Consider the following 20,408-nt stretch of genomic DNA (forward strand, 5'->3'; position numbering starts at 1 on the left):
GGACAATGGACGCTTGCCCGTGCCCGATCACCGCCGTATGCCGTCCGGAGTCCGCTGATGTCCCACCCGCTGTCCATCGGTCCGCACGCCGTCACGCCGCCAGTCGTGCTCGCCCCCATGGCCGGGATCACCAACGCGCCTTTCCGCACCCTGTGCAGGGAGTTCAGCGGCGGCAAGGGCCTGTTCGTGAGCGAGATGATCACGACCCGGGCGCTGGTCGAGCGCAACGAGAAGACCATGCAGCTCATCCACTTCGACGCCAGTGAGAAGCCGCGGTCCATCCAGCTGTACGGCGTCGACCCGGCCACCGTCGGCAAGGCCGTCCGCATGATCGCCGAGGAGGACCTGGCCGACCACATCGACCTGAACTTCGGGTGCCCGGTGCCGAAGGTGACACGGAAGGGCGGCGGGTCGGCGCTGCCGTACAAACGCCATCTGCTGCGCGCGATTCTGCGGGAGGCCGTGTCGGGGGCCGGTGATCGTCCCGTCACCATGAAGATGCGCAAGGGCATCGACGACGACCACCTCACGTATCTCGACGCCGGGCGGATCGCCGTCGAGGAGGGCGTGACGGCGATCGCGCTGCACGGCCGTACGGCTGCCCAGCACTACGGCGGCACGGCGGACTGGTCGGCCATCGCGCGCCTGAAGGAGCACGTGCCGGAGATTCCGGTGCTCGGCAACGGCGACATCTGGTCGGCGCAGGACGCGCTGCGGATGGTGCGGGAGACCGGGTGCGACGGGGTGGTCGTGGGCCGGGGGTGCCTGGGGCGGCCCTGGCTGTTCGCCGATCTGGTGGCGGCCTTCGAGGGACGGGCGCAGGACGTGGCCCGGCCTTCGCTGCGCGAGGTGGCCGACGTCATGGTGCGGCACGCCGGGTTGCTCGGCGAGTGGATCGGGGACGAGTCGAAGGGCGTCGTCGACTTCCGCAAGCACGTCGCCTGGTACCTGAAGGGGTTCGCGGTCGGCAGCGAGATGCGCAAGCGGCTCGCGATCACCTCCTCGCTGGCGGAACTGCGCTCCGGGCTGGACGAGCTGGATCTGGATCAGACGTGGCCGGCCGGTGCGGACGGGCCGCGCGGGCGGACGTCCGGGAACAACCGGGTCGTGCTGCCGGACGGCTGGCTGAAGGACCCCTACGACTGCGCGGGCGTGGGCGAGGACGCGGAGCTGGACACCTCCGGCGGCTGAGGCAGGCCCGCGGCGGCCGTGCGGGGGCGGTTCCTGCTCGGTGTGGTGGCGCCGGGCGAGTGCGTGTGACGTCCGGCGGCTGCGCGTCGTGCCTGCGGGGCGCGCGGGGCCGCCGGGGGCGTGAGCAGTGGCCGCTGGGCACGGAGTGCTGCCGAGCGGACGGCTGAGCGGTTGCAGTCCGCGGAGGTGCGCGAAGCCGCCGGGGTCGTTGCGTGGTGCGGCGGGCGCGGGTCGGTGGGGGCGGTCGCGCGGTTTGCCGCGCCCCTCGGACCCGCGGCGCCTGCTGTCAGCCCTTCGTCGGGTGCGGGGTCGAGCCGTAGGCCGTCAGGAACTTGTCGCGGAAGGCGCTCATCTTCCAGACCGGGGCGTCGTGGGCGGGGCGGAGGCCGTCGGTCCAGCCCCAGTCGGCGATCTTGTCGAGGACCTTGGGGTCCTTGGCGACGATGGAGATCGGGACGTCCCGGTTGGCGTGGTTGCCGCTGACGCGGGCGATGGGCTGGTGGTCGCCGAGGAAGACCAGGACGGTGTTGTCCTTGCCGTAGCGCTCCAGCCACTCGGTCAGGGCCGTCACCGAGTACTGGACCGACTTGCCGTACTCCGCCTGCGACTTGGGCGAGCTGGTGATGATGTCGGACGGCTTCTTGCCCGCGTCGTGGACGGCGTCGAAGACCTTGCCGTCGCCCAGCCGGTCCCAGGGGACCATCGTGGGGATCGGGGCCCACGGCTGGTGGCTGGAGGTCAGGATGACGAACGACATCCGCGACTTGCCGTCGGCCGGCTTCTTGCTGTGCACCCGCTGCTGGAACTGCTCCAGGGCGTACTGGTCGGGCATCGTCGACCAGCTGAACTTCGGTCCCCGGTAGCCCAGCTGGAAGGCGTTGTAGACCTTGTCGAGGCCGTACCACCTCGCCTCCGGCCAGCCCTTCTGCACGCCCGGCATGACGCCGACCGTGTCGAAGGCGCCCGTCTTCTGGAACGCCTTGGTGAGGGTGAGGTGCTCGCCGTTGCCCGCGGTGACGGTCCGGTAGCGGCTCTGGTTGTTGATCCACAGGCCCGACATGGTCGTGGAGTGGCCGAGCCAGCTGCTGCCGCCGTACGTCGCCGACGTCAGCCAGCCGCTCTTGGCGTGGAAGCCCACCTTGGCCAGCGCCTCGGTGCGGGCGTCGAGCGTCGCGTCGACGCCGGGCGCCTCGACCGGGTCCTCGATCGCACTGCGGCCGTAGCTCTCGATGAACGTGAAGACCATGTCCTTGCCGCGCAGATCCGGCACCAGCTGGCTGGGCGGCGTGTTGCCGAAGGTGTCCGCCCGCGCCGTCCTGCCGAAGGCGGCCTCGTCCCGGATCGCGTCCCGGACCCGTTCCGCCCGGTACTTGAGCATCGTGACGGTGTGCTCGGCCGACAGCGGCACGCCGGCGTTCTGCAGGTTCAGGCTCGCGCACACCATCCAGAACGCGCTCAGCACGAGCAGGGCGCGGGTCGAGTGGCCCGGGTTGCGGCCCACCAGGCCGCCGACGCGGACCACCGCGAGCACCATCACCGCGAGGATGAGCGCGACGAGCAGGACGGCGCCGATTGCGGCGAGTTCGGCCGTTCCCCTGCCGAGCGTGTCGCCCAGGTACGACTGCGCGTCGGTGAGCAGCGGCCAGTCCAGGATGATGTTGAAGCCGCGGCCGAGGTACTGGTAGAAGCCGATGTCCAGCAGGTTCAGCACGGTCAGCACGCCGAGCGCCAGCCCGAACAGCACGCCCGCGACCAGCCGCGGCCTGCGCGGCAGAGCGGTCAGCACGGCCGCCCCGAGGAGCGCCTCCACCGGCAGCCGGACGAACTCGGCCGTGCGGAAGGTCTCCCACCGGTTGGGCATCACGAGCGCCGCGACGACGAGGACCAGGGCGAGCGCCGTCGCCGCGATGCCGATGACCTGAGCCGGCCCGGGGTGCGCGGCCTTCCAGCGCCGCCAGGCCCGCCGGGGGTGCGGACGGGGAAGGGCGCGGAGGCGGGAGAGGAGCGTCGGGGCGGGGGGAGCCGTCCTGGCGGCGAGGACCAGCTCCTTGCCGGGTTCTCGCCTCGTGGTCGCCTCGGACGCGTCCTCGGGTGCCCCTGCCACATCGGTCGTCTTGCGCGTGCTCGTGTCCTGGGACAACCCGAAGGTCCTTCCGTGCGTGGCCCGTGAAGCGGAGTGGCGGGCCACGCTGGGGAGGCTGGGACCCGCCACCAGTCCGTACGGCCGGTACCGGGCCCCTGTTCAGCGGCCGACGGCAAACACCGGGCAAACGCCTTGCCAACGGTTCGGCGAGCGCCGTTCAGGGGCGCGGGGAACCGCGCGACGAGCCACGACGCACCCGCAGCCGCCCACGCACCGATCGCACCGACTCCTAGGCGCCGCCGACCGCCGTCAGCAGAGCGAGGGGCGCCGCCGCCGACCGCGACTCCCGTACGCACGCGTGCGGATACGGCACCGGCTCCGCGTGCGTGTCCCGCCCGTACCCCGCAAGGACCTCCGGCAGCCGGTGCCCCGCGGCCGTCGCCGCGTCCACCAGCGCGTGGGCCACGGTGCGTGCCTCGTCGTGCAGCCCGTACCGGGCGAGCCCGAGCGTGATCAGGGCGTTGTCGTGCGGCCACACCGAACCCCGGTGGTACGACAGCGGGTGGTACGCCGCCTGTCCCGCGGCCAGCGTCCGAACACCCCAGCCCGAGAAGAAGTCCGGCTCCAGCAGCCGCCGCCCCACGGCCTCCCCGTACTCCTTGTCCAGCAGCCCCGACCACAGCAGATGCCCGGCGTCGGAGGCCAGCGCGTCGACCTGGTGGCCGTCGCCGTCGAGGGCGAGGGCGAAGAACGAGCGGTCCGGCATCCAGAAGTCCCGCTGGAACCGGTCGCGCAGATCGCCGGCGGCCTGCTCCAGCAGCGCCGCGTACGTCTCGTCCTCCCACACCGTGCGCGCGAGCCACGCCGTGCGGCGCAGCGCGTCGTAGGCGTACCCCTGCGCCGCGGCCGCCGTCACGGCGCCGCAGGCCCGGGTGCCGTCGGCGGAGCAGATCGCGCCGGGGGAGTCCTTCCAGTTCTGGTTGGCGAGGCCGCCCTGGTCGGCGCGGTAGACCAGATAGCCGCGCGAGGTCAGTCCGCCGTGGTCGAGCATCCAGCCGACGGCCGCGCGGGCGTGGGACTCCAGCCTGCGGGCGAGCGCCGCGTCCCCGGTCTGCTCGACGTAGGCGCCCAGCAGGACGAGGAAGAGCGGCGTCGCGTCCACGGAGCCGTAGTAGCGCCCGTACGGCACCTGCCCGAAGTGCGCCAGCTCGCCGTGGCGCACCTCGTGCACGATCTTGCCGGGCTGGGACACCGAGTCCGCGCCGGTCTCGGTGGCCTGGGCGGCGGCGAGGGCGGGGAGGGTGGCGGCGGCCAGCTGCGGGCGGTAGGGGAGCGCGAACAGCGAGGTGAGCAGGGCGTCACGGCCCAGCAGGGTCAGGAACCACGGCGCCCCCGCCGCCGGCACCCGCAGCTCCTCGCCGTCCGGGCCGGTCGCGGTGACCTGGAGGGAGGCGAGGTCGGCGAGTCCCCGGGCGCAGGCCGCCGCCAGCTCGGGCCAGCCGGTCGGGAAGGACACGCCCTCCACGAACTCGCCCTCCAGGGCGAGGAGTTCGTCGTTCGCGGCGCTCGGGGACGCCGGGACCCGCGGCCCGCTCGTCGCCCCGTGCGGGCGGGCCGCGACCCGCAGCAGCAGCTCCGTCGTGCCGTGCGCCTCCAGGTCCAGGGCCCACACGAGGCGGCGGGCGCCGGTGCCGGTCTCCTCGACGCCGTCCGGCGCGGGCTCGGCCGTCACCGTCGTACGGGAGAGCCACTCGCCGCGCCGGTAGCCGAACTCCACGCCGTCGTCGAGGACCTGGCGGGAGCGGACGGCACCGGTCTTGGCGTAGGTGCGGTAGTCGGAGCGCAGCTCGAACTGGTCGGTGAAGTCGGCGTCCGCGGTGACCGCGAGGCGGACCGTCGTCGGCACCGGGCGGTTGCTGGTCACCCGCAGGGACTCCACGAACGCGCCGTCTCCGAGGGCCTGCTCACGGAAGACCGTGTACGCGGGCGGTTCCTGGCGGCCGCCGCGCGGGACGAGCACGCAGCGCGTGGTGTCCCCGTCCGCGACCGGGGTGAGCGTCTGCGGCACCGCGCCGTCGACCGTCAGCTGCCAGCGGCTCAGATGCCGGGCGTCGCGGACGAACAGCCCGTCGGGCGAGCCGGATCCCCGCACCCCGCTGATGTCGCCGCCGTCGCCGACGGCCGCGAACGTCGCGCCGTGCACGAGCAGATGCTGTCGGTCCGTCATCCCCGGTCCCCTCCCGTGACTGCCCTGTCACTCCTGTCGAACGTGCCGGCGCCCGCGGGGGACACGCCGTGTCCGGGGCGCTCGTGGAGCAGATCCAGCGCGAGCGCGGCGGTCCAGCCGAACCCGCTCGCGCCGCATGCCTCGCCGGTGTACGGGTCCACGTACTCCGCGAACCCGGAGGCGGCCGCGAGGTCGAGGACGGCGTCGCGCAGGGCGTCGGCCCGGTCCCGCTCGCCGTGCGTGCGCAGCCCGCGCTCCAGCAGCCAGCTCGTGTTGAACCAGGCGGGACCGCGCCAGTAGCGGTGCCGGTCGAAGGTCTCGCCGAGGAGGTCGTGGCTGGGCACGAGCCGGGTGACGGCGCCGACCCCGAAGTGCGGGCCGCCCAGGGTGCGCAGCAGCGCCGCGACGACGTGCCGCGGCAGGCCGGGCAGCAGCAGCGGTACGAGGCCGGAGACACCGCGCTCGGGGATCAGGGCGCCGGTGGGGGAGCGCAGGTCCCGGCACAGGAACATCCCGCTCGCCGGGTCCCACAGCCGCTCCACCAGGGCCGCCGTCAGACGTTCCGCGCGCGCGTGCCGGGCCGTCGCCGTGGCGCCCAGCTCCCCGGCGATCCGCGCGAGCGCGTGCTCGGAGGCGATGAGCAGGGCGTTGAAGGCGGGATCCTCCACCGCGAACTGTCCGCCGCCGTCGGCGTACGCGCGCTCCCTGTAGTCCGCCGCCAGCCGTACGTACCGTCCGTAGTCCAGATCCGTCGGCCGGTCCTCGGCGGCCCCGTGGTCGAGGTCGGCACGGCGGAAGGAGCGGGCCGGGGCGGGCGTGACGCGGCTCAGCGGGGCGTCCCAGCAGGGGCTGTTGTCCATGCCCTGCTCCCAGGGGTGCACGACGGACGCGAGCCCGCCCCCGCCGAGGTCCCGCCGGTGCAGCAGATAGCGGTGCCAGGCCGCGAGCCGCGGGTACACCCGGGCCAGGAAGCCGCGCGCACGGGACAGCCCCGGGTCGGCGCGGTGCACCAGCCAGGCCGCCAGCGCGTGCACCGGTGGCTGCACGATGCCGGAGGTCTGTACGGTGCGCGGGGCGCCCGCCGGGCGCCCCGCGGTCGAGGAGCGCCAGAAGTCGGGGCTCGGGAAGTACGCGTCGAGGGGGACGGAGGGGTTGAAGACGATGTGCGGGACGCGCCCGTCCTCCCACTGGGCGCCCAGCAGTGTCTCCAGCTCGGTCTGCGCCCGTAACGGCGACACGTGCCGCAGGCCGATCGCGATGAACGCGGAGTCCCACGACCACTGGTGCGGGTACAGGCTGCGCGAGGGGACGGTGGACGTCCCCGTCCAGTTGTCCTCCAGGACGCGCACCGCCCGGTCGTGCGGCGAACCCGGCGCCGGCGGCGGATCGTATGCAATGAAGGGTGCCGCGGCGCGGCCGGCGAGTTGGGCAGTGCGATTCACGCGGGGCTCCCCGAAAAGACGTCCGGCAGATCGGTACGGTCGCGGCCATCGTAGAGTTACGTCTACTTAACATGCAAAACTCACTATGTAATGCAGGCTTGATGAGCACAAGGGGGTGCGCATGACGGGACGGGGCCAGGCTCGCGCCGGCGATCTGCTCGAACTGGTACGAAGCGGACGCGCGACCACGCGCGGAGCACTCCAGCAGGCCACCGGCCTCTCCCGGGCCACCGTCGGCCAGCGCCTCGACCGCCTCTTCCGCGCGGGCTGGCTGCGCGAGGGTGCCGGCGGCCCGGTCGGTTCGCCCCTCGGCGGCCGCCCCTCCATCACGCTGGAGTTCGACGACGAGCACGCCGTCGTCCTCGCCGCCGACCTCGACACCCGGCACGCCCGTGCGGCCGTCCTCTCCCTGAGCGGCGAGATCCTCGCCGAGCACTCGGGGACGCTCGTGATCGAGGACGGCCCCGAGGCCGTGCTCGGCCGACTCGGCGGCTGGTTCGCCGAGCTGCTGGAGAAGGCCGGGCAGCGTGCGGAGGCCGTCTGCGGGATCGGGCTCGCGGTGCCCGGGCCCGTCGACAGCGAGACCGGCCGGGTCGTGCAGCCGCCGATCATGCCCGGCTGGGGCGGCTACGACATAAGAGGCCGGCTGGCCGCCTCCTTCGGCGAGCACGCGGGCGCCGGGCCGGTGCCGGTGCTGGTGGACAACGACGCGAACCTCATGGCGTACGGCGAGCAGCGCGCCTCGCACCCGGACTGCTCGGCGTTCGTCCTGGTCAAGGTGTCGACCGGCATCGGCGCCGGAGTGGTGGTCGGCGGGTCGATCTACCGGGGCATCGACGGCGGCGCCGGGGACATCGGGCACATCCGGGTGGGCGCGGAGGCGCTGTGCCGGTGCGGCTCCCGCGGCTGCCTGGCCGCCGTCGCGAGCGGTGGCGCCGTCGCGCGGCGGCTGCGGGAGGCCGGGGTGCCCGCGGCCTCGGGAGCGGACGTACGGGATCTGCTGGCGGCCGGGCACCCCGAGGCGGTCGGGCTGGCGCGGGAGGCCGGGCGGCAGGTCGGCGACGTCCTGGCGATCGTCGTCACGCTCCTGAACCCCGGGGTGCTGATGATCGCGGGGGATTTGGCCGGAACCCCCTTCCTCACGGGCGTGCGGGAACTGCTGTACCGGCGGGCGCTGCCTCGCTCCACGGCCCACCTCGACGTGGTCATCTCGCGGCTGGGGGAGCGGGCGGGGCTGGTGGGGGCGGGTGCGCTGGTCGTGGAGCACCTGTACGCCCCGGAACGGGCGGAGGAGCGGCTGCGGGCGATGGGCGTGTGACGTCCCTGTTTCCGTCCCGCGCTCCGTCTCGGGAGCCGTCCGCATGGTGGTATCCGGCCGTCTGTGGGAGCGTGATTCTTGCCACCCTTGATAAGGGTGGCGCTCAGATGAGCGGATCTTGACCGGCTGCACTTCACGAAGGTGTGGCACTCGGTGCCACCCCCTGATCGTTCATCGATCGAAATCAGACGGGCGAAAGGCTGCTCAGGTGAGCGCAAAAGTGCGCCTGTGGGCCTTGGTGTGTTCAAGAGGTGAAAACATCGAGGCTTCTTCGCTTGCCAAGCTTTGACTTTCGATCCGCTGGCGGACGAGTGGTTACAGGCGCATGACGCGTGCGTAGACGTACCCAGACGCCTTCGATCTGGGTATGTTCCTCGCCGTCAGGGCAGCCACCGCGTCCTCGAGGGAGCCGAGACCGTGTCGGAAAACAAAGAACCCCACGTAGCGAAGTTCGTCTACGACTTCACCGAGGGAAACAAGGACCTCAAGGACCTCCTGGGTGGCAAGGGCGCGAACCTCGCCGAGATGACCAACCTGGGACTCCCCGTTCCCCCCGGCTTCACGATCACGACGGAAGCCTGCAAGGTCTACCTCGACAGCGGCGAGGAGCCGGCGGCACTGCGTGACGAGGTGAGTGCGCACCTCGACGCCCTCGAGGCCCGCATGGGCAAGAAGCTCGGCCAGGCCGACGACCCGCTGCTGGTCTCCGTCCGCTCCGGCGCCAAGTTCTCCATGCCGGGCATGATGGACACCGTCCTGAACATCGGGCTCTCCGACAAGTCCGTGCAGGGCCTGGCCCGGCAGGCCGGCGACGACCGCTTCGCCTGGGACTCCTACCGCCGCCTCATCCAGATGTTCGGCAAGACGGTCCTCGGCGTCGACGGCGAGCTCTTCGAGGAGGCCCTCGACAAGGCCAAGGACGCCAAGAAGGTCACGGTCGACACCGAACTGGAGGCCGCCGACCTCAAGAAGCTGGTCACCACCTTCAAGAAGATCGTCAAGAAGGAGGCCGGCCGGGACTTCCCGCAGGACCCGCGCGAGCAGATGGACCTCGCCATCCACGCGGTCTTCGACTCCTGGAACACCGACCGCGCCAAGCTCTACCGCCGCCAGGAGCGCATCCCCGGCGACCTCGGCACGGCCGTCAACGTCTGCTCCATGGTGTTCGGCAACCTCGGCCCCGACTCCGGCACCGGCGTCGCCTTCACCCGCGACCCCGCCTCCGGCCATCAGGGCGTCTACGGCGACTACCTGCAGAACGCGCAGGGCGAGGACGTGGTCGCGGGCATCCGCAACACCGTCCCGCTCGCGGAGCTGGAGCAGATCGACAAGAAGTCGTACGACCAGCTGATGCAGATCATGGAGACCCTGGAGAACCACTACAAGGATCTCTGTGACATCGAGTTCACCATCGAGCGCGGCCGGCTGTGGATGCTGCAGACCCGCGTCGGCAAGCGCACCGCGGGCGCCGCCTTCCGGATCGCGACCCAGCTGGTGGACCAGGGCCTGATCGACGAGACCGAGGCGCTCCAGCGCGTCTCCGGCGCGCAGCTCGCCCAGCTGATGTTCCCGCGCTTCGACGACGAGGCGAAGACCGAGCAGGTCGGCCGGGGCATCGCCGCCTCGCCCGGTGCCGCGGTCGGCAAGGCGGTCTTCGACTCCTACACCGCCGTCAAGTGGTCCCGCTCCGGCGAGAAGGTCATCCTGGTCCGCCGCGAGACCAACCCCGACGACCTCGACGGCATGATCGCGGCCGAGGGCATCCTCACCAGCCGCGGCGGCAAGACCTCCCACGCGGCCGTCGTCGCGCGCGGCATGGGCAAGACCTGTGTGTGCGGCGCCGAGGAGCTCGAGGTCGACACCAAGCGGCGGCGGATGACCGTGCCCGGCGGGCGCGTGGTGGAGGAGGGCGACCTCATCTCCATCGACGGCTCCAGCGGCAAGGTCTACCTGGGCGAGGTCCCGGTCGTCCCGTCCCCCGTCGTCGAGTACTTCGAGGGCCGGATGCACGCCGGTGCCCAGGACGCCGACGAGCTGGTCGAGGCCGTGCACCGGATCATGGCGTTCGCCGACCGCAAGCGCCGGCTGCGGGTGCGCGCCAACGCCGACAACGCCGAGGACGCGCTGCGCGCCCGCCGCTTCGGTGCCCAGGGCATCGGCCTGTGCCGTACCGAGCACATGTTCCTCGGCGACCGGCGTGAGCTGGTCGAGCGCCTCATCCTGGCCGACACGGAGGAGGAGCGGCAGGAGAGCCTGAAGGCGCTGCTGCCGCTGCAGAAGAAGGACTTCGTCGAGCTGTTCTCGGCGATGGACGGCCTGCCCGTCACCGTCCGCCTGCTGGACCCGCCGCTGCACGAGTTCCTGCCGGACATCACCGAGCTGTCGGTGCGGGTGGCCCTCGCCGAGTCCCGCCAGGAGTCCCACGAGAACGACCTGCGCCTGCTCCAGGCCGTGCACCGGCTGCACGAGCAGAACCCGATGCTGGGCCTGCGCGGCGTCCGCCTCGGCCTGGTCATTCCCGGCCTGTTCACCATGCAGGTCCGCGCCATCGCGGAGGCGGCCGCCGAGCGCAAGGCCGCCAAGGGCGACCCGCGCGCCGAGATCATGATCCCCCTCGTCGGCACCGTCCAGGAGCTGGAGATCGTCCGCGAGGAGGCCGACCAGGTCATCGCCGAGGTCGAGGCCGCGACCGGCACGCGCCTCAAGCTCGCCATCGGCACGATGATCGAGCTGCCGCGCGCCGCCCTGACGGCCGGCCAGATCGCGGAGGCCGCCGAGTTCTTCTCCTTCGGCACCAACGACCTCACCCAGACGGTGTGGGGCTTCAGCCGGGACGACGTGGAGGCGAGCTTCTTCACCGCGTACCTGGAGAAGGGCATCTTCGGCGTCAGCCCGTTCGAGACGATCGACAAGGACGGCGTCGGCTCGCTGGTCACGCTGGCGGCGAAGGCCGGCCGGGAGACCCGCCCCGACCTGAAGCTCGGCGTCTGCGGCGAGCACGGCGGCGACCCGGAGTCGGTCCACTTCTTCCACCAGGCGGGCCTGGACTACGTCTCCTGCTCGCCGTTCCGGATCCCGGTGGCGCGCCTGGAGGCCGGGCGCGCGGCCACGCAGTCCGAGGGCAGCGACCACCGCTGACCCTCCCCGGACCCCGGAGCCGCCGTCCGTCCCCGACCCTCAAGACCGATGGACGGCGGTTCCGGTTCACGAAAGGAGGGGCGGCACCTGTGCGGAGGTGCCGCCCCTTCGCGGTGCTCGTCCCGGGTCGCTCAGAAGGCGCCCTGGGTGTTGACCGGACCGACCTGGAAGGTGCCCGAGCAGACCTTCCAGTGGGCCGGTATGAGCACCGGCTGGTAGGAGGCCGGCGGGTAGACGCGCAGATAGGTGCCGGTGGGCCGGCACGCGCCGCCGACCGGGCCGTTCGTGGTGCGGATGACCGCGGAGGCGGAGTGGCCCGGTGCGAGCACGACGGTGGCGTAGGAACGGCCGCTGCGGGTGGCCGCCGCGCCGATCTGCCCGTGCTGGGAGTCCAGCACGCTGACGCCCGGGTATCCGCGCAGCGCGCAGCTGCCGCGGCCGGTGTTGGTGAACGTGATCGGCTGGTACAGCGAGCCCGCCGCGCCTTCCTTGCGGCCCAGCGAGAGATACAGGTCACCTACGGTGCAGGTGTGCACGCTGCTCGCGGCCGTCCGGGCCGCGGTCGTCGCCGAGGCGTTCCAGGTGAGGCCGGCGGTGGCGAGCGCGGTGAGTGCGGCGGTCAGTGAGACGGCCGCCCCGCGCCGGGTGAAGTGTCGAGAGCGCACTGGCATGGCGTTTCCCCCTCCATCGGGCGAATGGGTGGATGGTGGTCACTGGGTTCGATGCGCCCGCAGCGGAAAAAGTTCTGTGTCACGGCGGACCGCCGTGCGCCAGGACGCAGGACAGAGGAAGGCACCGTTCGTGCACCCCGAAGGGAGCCAGGCCATGCCCGGCTGGACCACCGAGGACATCCCCGACCAGACCGGCCGCGTCGCCGTCGTCACGGGGGCGAACAGCGGGCTCGGCTACGTCACCGCCCGGGAACTCGCCCGCAAGGGGGCGCGCGTGGTGCTCGCGTGCCGGAGCGAGGCACGGGGGACCGCCGCGGGCGACGCGCTCGTGACCGACGTGCCGGGCGCCGAGGTCGGGTTCGGGCGGCTCGACCTCGGCGACCTGGGCCGCGTACGCGCGTTCGCGGAGCGCTTCCCCTACGACCGGATCGACGTGCTGGTCAACAACGCCGGGGTGATGGCGCTGCCGTACGGGACGACCGCGGACGGGTTCGAGACGCAGTTCGGGGTCAACCACCTCGGGCACTTCGCGCTCACCGGACGGCTGCTGCCGCTGCTGCTGGCGACGCCGGGCGCCCGGGTGGTGACCGTCTCCAGCGAGATGCACGCGCTGGCCAACATCGACCTCGACGACCTCAACAGCGAGCACCGCTACCGGCGTTGGATCGCCTACGGCCGCTCGAAGTCCGCCAACCTGCTCTTCACGCACGAGTTCGCGCGCCGGCTGGCGGCGCACGGCGCCGACGTGGTGGCGGCCGCCGCCCACCCCGGCTACGCGGCCACCAATCTCCAGTCCACCGCGCCCCGGATGGAGGGGCGCCGGCTCGTCGGCCGGATGATGGAACTCGGCAACCGCGCCTTCGCGCAGTCGGCGGAGGCCGGCGCGCTGCCCGCCCTCTACGCCGCGACGGCGCCCGGCGTGCGGCCCGACTCCTTCACCGGGCCCTCGTTCCTGATGTGGCGCGGGGCGCCCGCACCGTCGTGGCGGGCGCCCTGGACGCTCGACGACGCGATGGGGGAGCGCCTTTGGGCCGCGTCCGAGCGGCTGACCGGCGTGGTGTACGACCGGCTGAGGGCGTGAGCCTGCCGGACCGGTCGACGGCCCGTCGGACGAGGCGGCCCGTCAGGCCGCCCGCACCTCGTACGTCGCCACCCGCACCGACGCGTCGTCCAGGCACTGCCCCGACAGCAGGTCGAAGCGCTGCTTGAGCAGGGGGGAGGCGACGTAGGGGCGGCCCTGGTGGGAGCCGGTCAGGCCGCGGGAGAGGACCGCGGCGCCGCCGAAGGGGTCGCGGTTGTCGATCGCGTACAGCTTGCCGTCGCGGTCGCGGAAGAGGGCGGCCTGGCGGCCGTCGGGCAGCAGGGCGGCCACCCCGCGTCCGGGAACCAGCCGGGTGAGGTCGCAGACCTCCAGCCAGCCGTCCTCCAGCCGGATCTCGATCTTCAGATCGGTGGTCTCGGGTGCCAGGGTCATCGCTGGGCGCTTCCTTCCAGGAGGCTGTCGGCGGGGCGCAGGCCGATGGACAGCAGCGGCAGGTCGGGCTTGATCTGGTCGCGCTCGGGGACGAAGCCGACGACCGGGTCGGGGGCGTCGGGCGCGTTCACGAACGACACGAACCGGGCCAGCTTGTCGGGGTTGTTGATGGTGGTCGCCCACTCGTCGGCGTAGTTCGCCACGTGGTCGGCCATCAGCGACTCCAGTTCCTCGCAGATGCCGAGGGAGTCCCTCACCACCACGTCGCGTACGTGGTCCAGGCCGCCGGGGAGGCGCTCCAGCCAGGTCGCGGTGCGCTCCAGGCGGTCGGCGGTGCGGATGTAGAACATCAGGAACCGGTCGATGAGACGCACCAGTTCGGCGTCCGTCAGGTCCTGGGCGAGGAGGTCCGCGTGGCGCGGGGTCGCGCCGCCGTTGCCGCCGACGTAGAGGTTCCAGCCGCCCACGGTGGCGATCACGCCGAAGTCCTTCGACTGGGCCTCGGCGCACTCGCGGGCGCACCCGGAGACGGCCGACTTGAGCTTGTGCGGCGAACGCAGCCCCCGGTAGCGCAGCTCCAGGTCGATCGCCATGCGGACGGAGTCCTGGACGCCGTAGCGGCACCACGTCCGGCCCACGCAGGACTTCACCGTGCGCAGCGCCTTGCCGTAGGCGTGGCCCGACTCGAAGCCGGCGTCCACCAACCGCATCCAGATCAGCGGAAGCTGCTCGACCCGGGCGCCGAACATGTCGATCCGCTGGCCACCGGTGATCTTCGTGTAGAGGCCGAAGTCCCGGGCGATCTCGCCGATCGTGATCAGGCCCTCCGGGGTGATCTCACCGCCGGGGATGCGCGGGACGACCGAGTACGAGCCGTTCTTCTGGAGGTTGGCGAGGAAGTGGTCGTTGCTGTCCTGGAGCGCCGCCTGCTCGCCGTCCAGGACGTAGCCGCTGGCGCCGATCGTGGGAGCGAGGGAGGCGATGATCGAGCCGATCGCCGGCTTGCAGATCTCGCAGCCCTCGCCGCCCCGGGCGCCGTCGCGGCCGTAGCGGTCGAGCAGGTCCTGGTAGGTGTTGACGCGCAGGGCGAGGACGATCTCGTAGAGCTCCTCGCGGGTCTGCGCGAAGCAGCCGCACAGGCCCTTGTCGACCTCGATGCCGCCCGCCTCCAGCTCGGCGGTGACCAGCTGGCCGAGCACCTTGACGCAACTGCCGCAGCCGGTGCCGGCCTTGGTGCACTTCTTCACCTCGGGCACGGTGGTGCAGGAGTGCTCCGTCACCGCGCCGCGGATCGCGCCCTTGGAGACGTTGTGGCAGGAGCAGACGACCGCCTCGTCGGGCAGCGCCGACGGGCCGAGCTGGGCCCCCGAGCCCGCCCCCGCGGGCAGGACGAGCGACTCGGGGGAGAGGGGAGGGACCGATCCGGTCAGGGCCCGCAGGGTGCCGTACGCCTCCGCGTCGCCGACCAGGATGCCGCCGAGCAGCGTGCCGTCGCGTCCGACGACGAGCTTCTTGTAGAGGCCCGCGCGGGAGTCGGAGTAGACGACGTCCAGGCAGTCCTCGGTGGTGCCGTGCGCGTCGCCGAAGGACGCGACGTCCACGCCGAGGAGCTTGAGCTTGGTGGAGAGGTCGGCGCCGGTGAAAGCCGCCTCGTCCGAGGCGATCGTGGCGGCGGCCGTCTCGGCCTGCTCGTAGCCGGGGGCCACCAGGCCGTAGACCCGGCCGTCGCAGGCCAGCGCGCACTCGCCGATCGCGAAGACGTGCGGGTCGCAGACCGTACGGCACTGCTCGTCGACGGCGATGCCGCCGCGCTCGCCGACGGTGAGGCCCGAGGCGCGGGCGAGCTGGTCCCGCGGCCGCACACCGGCGCTGAACACCACCATGTCGGTGGCGAGTTCGGAGCCGTCGGAGAGCTTCATGCCGGTGACGGCACCGCTCTCGTCGACGACGACCTCCTGCGTGCCCACGCCCGTGTGCACGCTCAGGCCCATCTCCTCGATGGTGCGCAGCAGGGCCGCGCCGCCGCCGTCGTCCACCTGCACCGGCATCAGGCGCGGCGCGAACTCCACGATGTGGGAGGTGAGTCCGAGCCCCTTCAGGGCGCCGGCCGCCTCCAGGCCCAGCAGGCCGCCGCCGACCACCGCGCCGACCGTCGCCCGGCTCTTCGCGTACTCCTCGATGGCGAGCAGGTCCTCGATCGTGCGGTAGACGAAGCAGCCCTCGGCGTCCTTGTTGGGGACCGGCGGCACGAACGGGTACGAGCCGGTGGCCAGCACCAGGGTGTCGTAGGCGAAGACCCTGCCGGAGCGGGCCGTGACCGTCCTCGCCTCGCGGTCGAGCGTCTCGGCCGGGTCGCCGACGTACAGCTCGATGCCGTGGCCGTTGATGAACTCCATGTCGGTCATGGAGAGTTCCTCGGGGCTGCGGCCCGAGAAGTACGAGGTGAGGGCGACCCGGTCGTAGGCGGGGCGCGGCTCCTCGCAGAGCACGACCACGCGGTGCGTGGCGGTCAGGCCCCGCTCGGCGAGCGCTTCGAGGAAACGCTGGCCGACCATGCCGTGGCCGACGAGCACGATCGTGGGGGTGGCCTCCGTGGCCTCCGGGGCGGCGGTCATTCAGGAGCCTCCGTCATGGGTGAGCAGGTGGAGCAGCGGGCCGTCGTCGGGGAGCGGTTCCGCTCCCTCCCAGGCGCGGGCGAGCGCGCCGACGCTGCCGAGTTCGCCGACGAGAACCCCGCCGATGAGGCGGTCGTCGCGGACGACGACCTTGCGGTAGGTGCCACGGGTGGCGTCCGCGAGCTGGACGACGTCGTCCCCGGGACGCGCCTCGGTCTCGCCGAAGGCGGCGAGGTCGAAGAAGCCCTCGCCGGCCAGGGTCAGCCGGGTCAGCGCGCGGGTGCCGGTGTAGCGGGCGTGCGTCCGGCCGGAGAGCGACTCGGCGAGGACCTCGGCCTGTTCCAGGGCCGGAGTGGCGAGGCCGTACACCGTGCCGTCGTGCTGGGCGCAGTCGCCGATCGCCCGGATGCGCGGGTCGGAGGTGCGCAGTTCGTCGTCGACGACGACTCCCTTGCGGACCTCCAGCCCCGCGTCCTGCGCGAGGCCGACCCGCGGGTGGACTCCGCAGGCCAGGACCACCAGGTCGGCGTCGAGGGCGTACCCGTCGTGCATCTCGACCGAGCGGACCGCGCCCGCCACGCAGCGCACGTCGCGCACGCGGCACTCGGTGTGCACCTCGACGCCGAGGTCCGCCAGGTGCCGCTCGACGAGCTTCGAGGCGTTCGGGTCGAGCTGACGCTCCATGAGCCGCTCGCCCTGCTGGGCGAGCACGACCTGGGCGCCGCGCCGGGCGAGCGCACGGGCGGCGGAGACCCCGAGGAGCCCGCCGCCGATGACGACGGCGCGCACACCGGGCCGAACCGCCTTGGACAGGCCCAGGCAGTCGTCCATGGTCCGGAACGCGTGCACGCCCTCGGGCAGCACGTGGTCCGGCGCACTGTGCCGGTGGGCGTCCCTGAACAGGCCGCGCAGGGGCGGGAGCACGGGGTTCGAGCCGGTCGCCAGGACCAGTGCGTCGTATGCGATCTTCGAGCCGTCCGCGAGGTGCACGGCTCTCACCTCGCGGCCGATGCCCGTGACCCGCCCGCGGACGAGCTCCGCGGGCGCGGGCAGCGCGATGACATCCGGGCTGTAGCGCCCGGCCAGCACCTCGGCGAGCAGCACCCGGTTGTACGGGCGGTGCTCCTCCTCGCCGATCAGCGTCACGGGCGTGCCGAGCTCACCGAGCCGCCGGGCGAGACGGACGCCCGCGAGGCCGGCGCCGATCACCACCACACGCGTATTCGAGGTCATGTCCAGGAGCCTGCGGTGCCGGTGTTACCCGGCGGCATCACCGCTGTTTCCCGCGGGGAACGCTGCCCTCCTCGGACGCGGGGGCCTGGTGTGAGGGTTTGGCGGAGGCGCCGGAGGGCGGTGTGAGGCCGCTACGGTGACACGATGACTCCCCAGGTGATCGTGCTCAACGGCGGATCGAGCTCCGGCAAGTCCGGGATCGTGCGGTGCCTTCAGGTGGTCCTGCCCGAGCCGTGGCTGGCCTTCGCGATCGACACGTTCGTCGGCCAGCTGCCCGCGTCCCTGCGGGACTCGCTCGCCGGGATCGACTTCGCACCGGACGGGGAGGTGAGCGTCGGAGCGGAGTTCCGCAGGCTGGAGTCGGCCTGGCGGGCGGGCGTCGCGGCGACGGCCCGCGCGGGCGCCCGCGTCCTCGTCGACGACGTCTTCCTCGGCGGCGCCGACTCCCAGGACCGGTGGCGCACGGCCCTGGACGGCCTGCACGTGCTCTGGACCGGCGTCCACTGCGCTCCCGGGACCGCCGCGGCCCGCGAACTCACCCGGGGCGACCGCCCACCCGGCATGGCCGGGAGGCAGGCGGCCCTGGTCCACAAGGGCGTGACCTACGACATCGAGGTCGACACCACGCACACCGAGGCCCTGGACTGCGCGCGCACGATCGCGGCGGCGGTCGCCGCCGGGGGCGGGCGGTGAGTGCGCCCGGGGCGGCGGTCGTCAGCGGGTGCCGGTGAGGTGGGCGAAGACGACGACGTTTCCCTCGTAGCCCGTGGCCCGTGAGTAGCCGCCGCCGCAGGTGATCACGCGGAGTTCGGGGCGGCTCGCGGGGCCGTAGACCTTCCGGTCGGGGAAGTGGCGGGCGTCGTAGACCTGGACCGCGTCGACGGAGAAGACGGCCATGCCGCCGTCGGACCGGTCCACCTCGATGCGGCTGCCCTTCCGCACGGCACCGAGGTCGTAGAAGACGGCGGGCCCGTCGGCGTTGTCGACGTGGCCGGCGACGACGGCGGTGCCCCGCTCGCCGGGGGTGGTGCCGGCCTCGTACCAGCCGGCGAGGTTCGGCTTCGCGGCGGGCGGCACGTCGAGGCTGCCGTCGCGGGTGAGCGCGAGCCCCACGAGCGGGGCGTTCACGTGGATCGACGGGATGCGGATGCGGTTCGGCGCCGAGGGCGGCAGCGCCGTCGCGGCGGGCGGTTCGCCGCCGGGGCCGGTGCGGGCCTCGGCGGCGGAGGGCTGCGGCGGCGCGTGCGTGCGGGCGTCCGTGCTCAGCAGCCACGCGCCCGCGCACAGGGCGGCCACGGTCACGGCACCTATCGCGGTGTTGCTGATGCGGCGCACGCGTGCCTCCAGACGGCAGAAGGACGGGACGGGCGGACCCGTCCGGGGGGACCCGTTCCCCCTCCGGGCCGCGAGGGGCGTCGGACCCGGAGGGGGAGGGACAAGCGGTACCGGCTGACGGACAGCGGAGGGTGTCCGTCAGATCCCGTCGCCTCTCGCCCGGCGATGCAGGAGCCAGGTACCGCCCGCGGCGGCGACGGCGAGAGCCGCCACGCCGGCCGCGGTCTGCACGGGATCGGGGCCCAGAGCGCCGCCGACCCCCGTCTTCACACTTCCGTGGGGCGCCTGTCCGCGCGCCGCGGCCAGGGTCACCACCAGGTCGCCCTTCACCTGCCGGCCGCCCTCGGCGCACTTCGCGACGATCTCGTACGTGCCGGGCTGCGCGCTCGAGGGCACCCGGAACCGTCCGATCGCCTCGTCCTCGTGCGCGCTCGGCGCCAGGGTGAAGGGGCCCGCGCCCAGCGCGCCCGCGTCGCCCGTCGCCGTACCGGCCGCGCAGTCCGCGGTGTTGACCGTGACCTCGCCGCCGGGCACGGCCGAGTACGGGAACACCTCGAGGCTGCCGGTGCCGCCCGCGTAGGCGGGCGCGGCCACGAAGCCCGCGGCGGCGACGGCGAGCGCGGTGCCGGTCAGCAGACGGGCGGTACGTCGCATCGGTGCTCCTTCGAGCTGTCTTCGGTGTCCTTCGGTGTCCTCTGCCCCTCCGAGGTAAGTGGCAGTGGGCCGGAACCGCTCCCTGAGGGGGTGCCGGAAATGTGGTGAATGGGTGTCAGGCGGGTGCGCGAGGAGGGCGTTCGGGCGGACTTCCCGCAGGTCACCGGGGTCCGTGGGCCCCTGCCCGAAGAGCACCCGTTGGGCGCAGGGCGCGCGGGTGAACGGGTGACCCGGCTCTCACGGCACGGGCTTGACCTCAAGGAAGCTTGAGGTCGGAGGGTGTGGTGCATGAAGATCACCGAAGCCCCCGAAGCCCCCGAAGCCCCCCTGGCCGTCACCCTCGTCGTCGGCAGCAACCGGCACGGCCGGTTCGGGCCGGTCGTCGCCGACTGGCTCCTCGACCGCATGCGCGACCGCGACGACCTGGCCGTCGAGGTGGTCGACGTGGCCGGCACCCACCTGCCCACGACCCTCGCCCCGACCCCCGAGGCGACCGCGGCGCTGTCCGCCGTCACCCCCCAACTGGCCGCCGCGGACGCCTTCGTGGTCCTCACCCCCGAGTACAACCACTCCTATCCGGCGGGCCTCAAGAACCTCATCGACTGGCACTTTGCCGAATGGCGCGCCAAGCCCGTCGCCCTCGCCTCCTACGGCGGTGTCTCCGGCGGCCTGCGCGCGGTCGAGCACCTGCGCCAGGTCTTCGCCGAGCTGCACGCGGTGTCGCTGCGCGACACGGTGTCCTTCCACAACGCCCGCTCGGCCTTCGACGGGGGACGCCTGAAGGACCCCACGGCGGCGGACGCGGCGGCGAAGGTGATGCTGGACCAACTGGTCTGGTGGGGCAGGGGGTTGAGGGAGGCGCGGGAGAAGCGGCCGTACGGGCGCTAGCGACGGCAGGACCGGCCTCGTCCCCGCACCGGCCCTCTTCCGCAGCCCGCCCCAGCCCTCCCCGCCCGCACTCCGCCGGGTGCGGAGGTTGCCGGGGCGGAGGCCGCCGGGCCGCCGGACCGGGGCCGCGATCAGGCGG

Annotated in this window: 15 protein-coding genes; 6 read left to right on the forward strand and 9 right to left on the reverse strand. The window is 72.9% G+C overall.

The features are described 5' to 3' along the window. The first annotated feature begins 57 nt into the window (after positions 1–57). A complete protein-coding gene (gene dusB / locus ACIRPX_RS05585; protein ID WP_404188644.1) occupies positions 58–1,191 on the forward strand; it encodes a tRNA dihydrouridine synthase DusB in 1,134 nt (377 codons plus the stop codon). 286 nt (positions 1,192–1,477) lie between these two features. Here the strand turns inward: dusB and ACIRPX_RS05590 are convergent, their stop codons facing one another. The 3 genes from ACIRPX_RS05590 to ACIRPX_RS05600 form a co-directional block, all read right to left on the reverse strand. Then, a complete protein-coding gene (locus tag ACIRPX_RS05590) occupies positions 1,478–3,331 on the reverse strand; it encodes a CDP-alcohol phosphatidyltransferase (RefSeq protein ID WP_404188647.1) in 1,854 nt (617 codons plus the stop codon). A 232-nt stretch (positions 3,332–3,563) separates the two neighbouring features. Continuing rightward, a complete protein-coding gene (locus ACIRPX_RS05595; RefSeq protein ID WP_404188650.1) occupies positions 3,564–5,501 on the reverse strand; it encodes a glycogen debranching N-terminal domain-containing protein in 1,938 nt (645 codons plus the stop codon). Beyond that, positions 5,498–6,943: an MGH1-like glycoside hydrolase domain-containing protein gene (locus ACIRPX_RS05600; RefSeq protein WP_404188653.1), complete on the reverse strand. Its 1,446-nt coding sequence runs from the start codon at positions 6,941–6,943 to the stop codon at positions 5,498–5,500. Before ACIRPX_RS05600 ends, ACIRPX_RS05595 begins: the two co-directional genes overlap by 4 nt. Positions 6,944–7,064: 121 nt before the next feature. Between ACIRPX_RS05600 and ACIRPX_RS05605 the strand changes: the two genes are divergently transcribed. Both ACIRPX_RS05605 and ppdK read left to right on the forward strand, forming a co-directional pair. Continuing rightward, positions 7,065–8,261 (forward strand): ROK family protein, encoded by a 1,197-nt coding sequence (locus ACIRPX_RS05605; protein WP_404188656.1) that lies wholly within the window; start codon positions 7,065–7,067, stop codon positions 8,259–8,261. A gap of 417 nt (positions 8,262–8,678) precedes the next feature. Beyond that, positions 8,679–11,399: a pyruvate, phosphate dikinase gene (ppdK, locus tag ACIRPX_RS05610; protein ID WP_404188658.1), complete on the forward strand. Its 2,721-nt coding sequence runs from the start codon at positions 8,679–8,681 to the stop codon at positions 11,397–11,399. 131 nt (positions 11,400–11,530) lie between these two features. On the opposite strand, the gene ACIRPX_RS05615 is transcribed toward ppdK, so the two are convergent. Further along, positions 11,531–12,070 (reverse strand): DUF4232 domain-containing protein, encoded by a 540-nt coding sequence (locus ACIRPX_RS05615; protein ID WP_404188661.1) that lies wholly within the window; start codon positions 12,068–12,070, stop codon positions 11,531–11,533. A gap of 154 nt (positions 12,071–12,224) precedes the next feature. On the opposite strand from ACIRPX_RS05615, the gene ACIRPX_RS05620 reads away from it, so the two are divergent. Further along, positions 12,225–13,151, forward strand: coding sequence for an oxidoreductase (locus ACIRPX_RS05620; RefSeq protein ID WP_404188664.1), 927 nt, complete (start codon positions 12,225–12,227; stop codon positions 13,149–13,151). A gap of 42 nt (positions 13,152–13,193) precedes the next feature. Here ACIRPX_RS05620 and nirD read toward each other — a convergent pair whose 3' ends face one another. Genes nirD through ACIRPX_RS05635 form a run of 3 tightly spaced genes read right to left on the reverse strand, consistent with a single transcriptional unit; the run spans position 13,194 to position 17,392 of the window. Continuing rightward, positions 13,194–13,544: a nitrite reductase small subunit NirD gene (gene nirD, locus ACIRPX_RS05625; protein ID WP_404188667.1), complete on the reverse strand. Its 351-nt coding sequence runs from the start codon at positions 13,542–13,544 to the stop codon at positions 13,194–13,196. Continuing rightward, entirely contained in the window at positions 13,541–16,159 is a 2,619-nt protein-coding gene (gene nirB, locus ACIRPX_RS05630; RefSeq protein ID WP_404188670.1) for a nitrite reductase large subunit NirB, read from the reverse strand. The genes nirD and nirB overlap by 4 nt, the downstream gene beginning before the upstream one ends. Next, positions 16,160–17,392 (reverse strand): NAD(P)/FAD-dependent oxidoreductase, encoded by a 1,233-nt coding sequence (locus ACIRPX_RS05635; RefSeq protein WP_404188673.1) that lies wholly within the window; start codon positions 17,390–17,392, stop codon positions 16,160–16,162. 144 nt (positions 17,393–17,536) lie between these two features. On the opposite strand from ACIRPX_RS05635, the gene cpt reads away from it, so the two are divergent. Beyond that, positions 17,537–18,085, forward strand: a complete 549-nt coding sequence (gene cpt / locus ACIRPX_RS05640) for a chloramphenicol phosphotransferase CPT (RefSeq protein ID WP_404188676.1) — start codon at positions 17,537–17,539, stop codon at positions 18,083–18,085. A 21-nt stretch (positions 18,086–18,106) separates the two neighbouring features. Here the strand turns inward: cpt and ACIRPX_RS05645 are convergent, their stop codons facing one another. Continuing rightward, entirely contained in the window at positions 18,107–18,727 is a 621-nt protein-coding gene (locus ACIRPX_RS05645) for a class F sortase (protein ID WP_404188678.1), read from the reverse strand. Between the two features lie 138 nt (positions 18,728–18,865). Next, complete coding sequence (locus ACIRPX_RS05650) at positions 18,866–19,381, reverse strand: hypothetical protein (protein ID WP_404188680.1); 516 nt, start codon at positions 19,379–19,381, stop codon at positions 18,866–18,868. Between the two features lie 288 nt (positions 19,382–19,669). Here ACIRPX_RS05650 and ACIRPX_RS05655 point away from each other — a divergent pair, with 288 nt between their 5' ends. Continuing rightward, the gene (locus ACIRPX_RS05655; protein WP_404188683.1) at positions 19,670–20,269 is read left to right on the forward strand and encodes an NADPH-dependent FMN reductase; all 600 of its coding nucleotides are present in this window, start codon (positions 19,670–19,672) and stop codon (positions 20,267–20,269) included. The last annotated feature ends 139 nt before the right edge of the window (positions 20,270–20,408 follow it).

The sequence above is a fragment of the Streptomyces sp. NPDC101225 genome, assembly GCF_044767585.1.
Lineage (GTDB): Bacteria > Actinomycetota > Actinomycetes > Streptomycetales > Streptomycetaceae > Streptomyces.

Bases quoted from the DNA above. Each gene is read 5' to 3' on its own strand.
- dusB (WP_404188644.1), top strand. From the start codon at position 58: ATGTCCCACCCGCTGTCCATCGGTCCGCACGCCGTCACGCCGCCAGTC.
- ACIRPX_RS05595 (WP_404188650.1), bottom strand. From the start codon at position 5,501: ATGACGGACCGACAGCATCTGCTCGTGCACGGCGCGACGTTCGCGGCC.
- ACIRPX_RS05605 (WP_404188656.1), top strand. From the start codon at position 7,065: ATGACGGGACGGGGCCAGGCTCGCGCCGGCGATCTGCTCGAACTGGTA.
- ACIRPX_RS05615 (WP_404188661.1), bottom strand. From the start codon at position 12,070: ATGCCAGTGCGCTCTCGACACTTCACCCGGCGCGGGGCGGCCGTCTCA.
- ACIRPX_RS05620 (WP_404188664.1), top strand. From the start codon at position 12,225: ATGCCCGGCTGGACCACCGAGGACATCCCCGACCAGACCGGCCGCGTC.
- nirD (WP_404188667.1), bottom strand. From the start codon at position 13,544: ATGACCCTGGCACCCGAGACCACCGATCTGAAGATCGAGATCCGGCTG.
- nirB (WP_404188670.1), bottom strand. From the start codon at position 16,159: ATGACCGCCGCCCCGGAGGCCACGGAGGCCACCCCCACGATCGTGCTC.
- ACIRPX_RS05635 (WP_404188673.1), bottom strand. From the start codon at position 17,392: ATGACCTCGAATACGCGTGTGGTGGTGATCGGCGCCGGCCTCGCGGGC.
- cpt (WP_404188676.1), top strand. From the start codon at position 17,537: ATGACTCCCCAGGTGATCGTGCTCAACGGCGGATCGAGCTCCGGCAAG.
- ACIRPX_RS05650 (WP_404188680.1), bottom strand. From the start codon at position 19,381: ATGCGACGTACCGCCCGTCTGCTGACCGGCACCGCGCTCGCCGTCGCC.
- ACIRPX_RS05655 (WP_404188683.1), top strand. From the start codon at position 19,670: ATGAAGATCACCGAAGCCCCCGAAGCCCCCGAAGCCCCCCTGGCCGTC.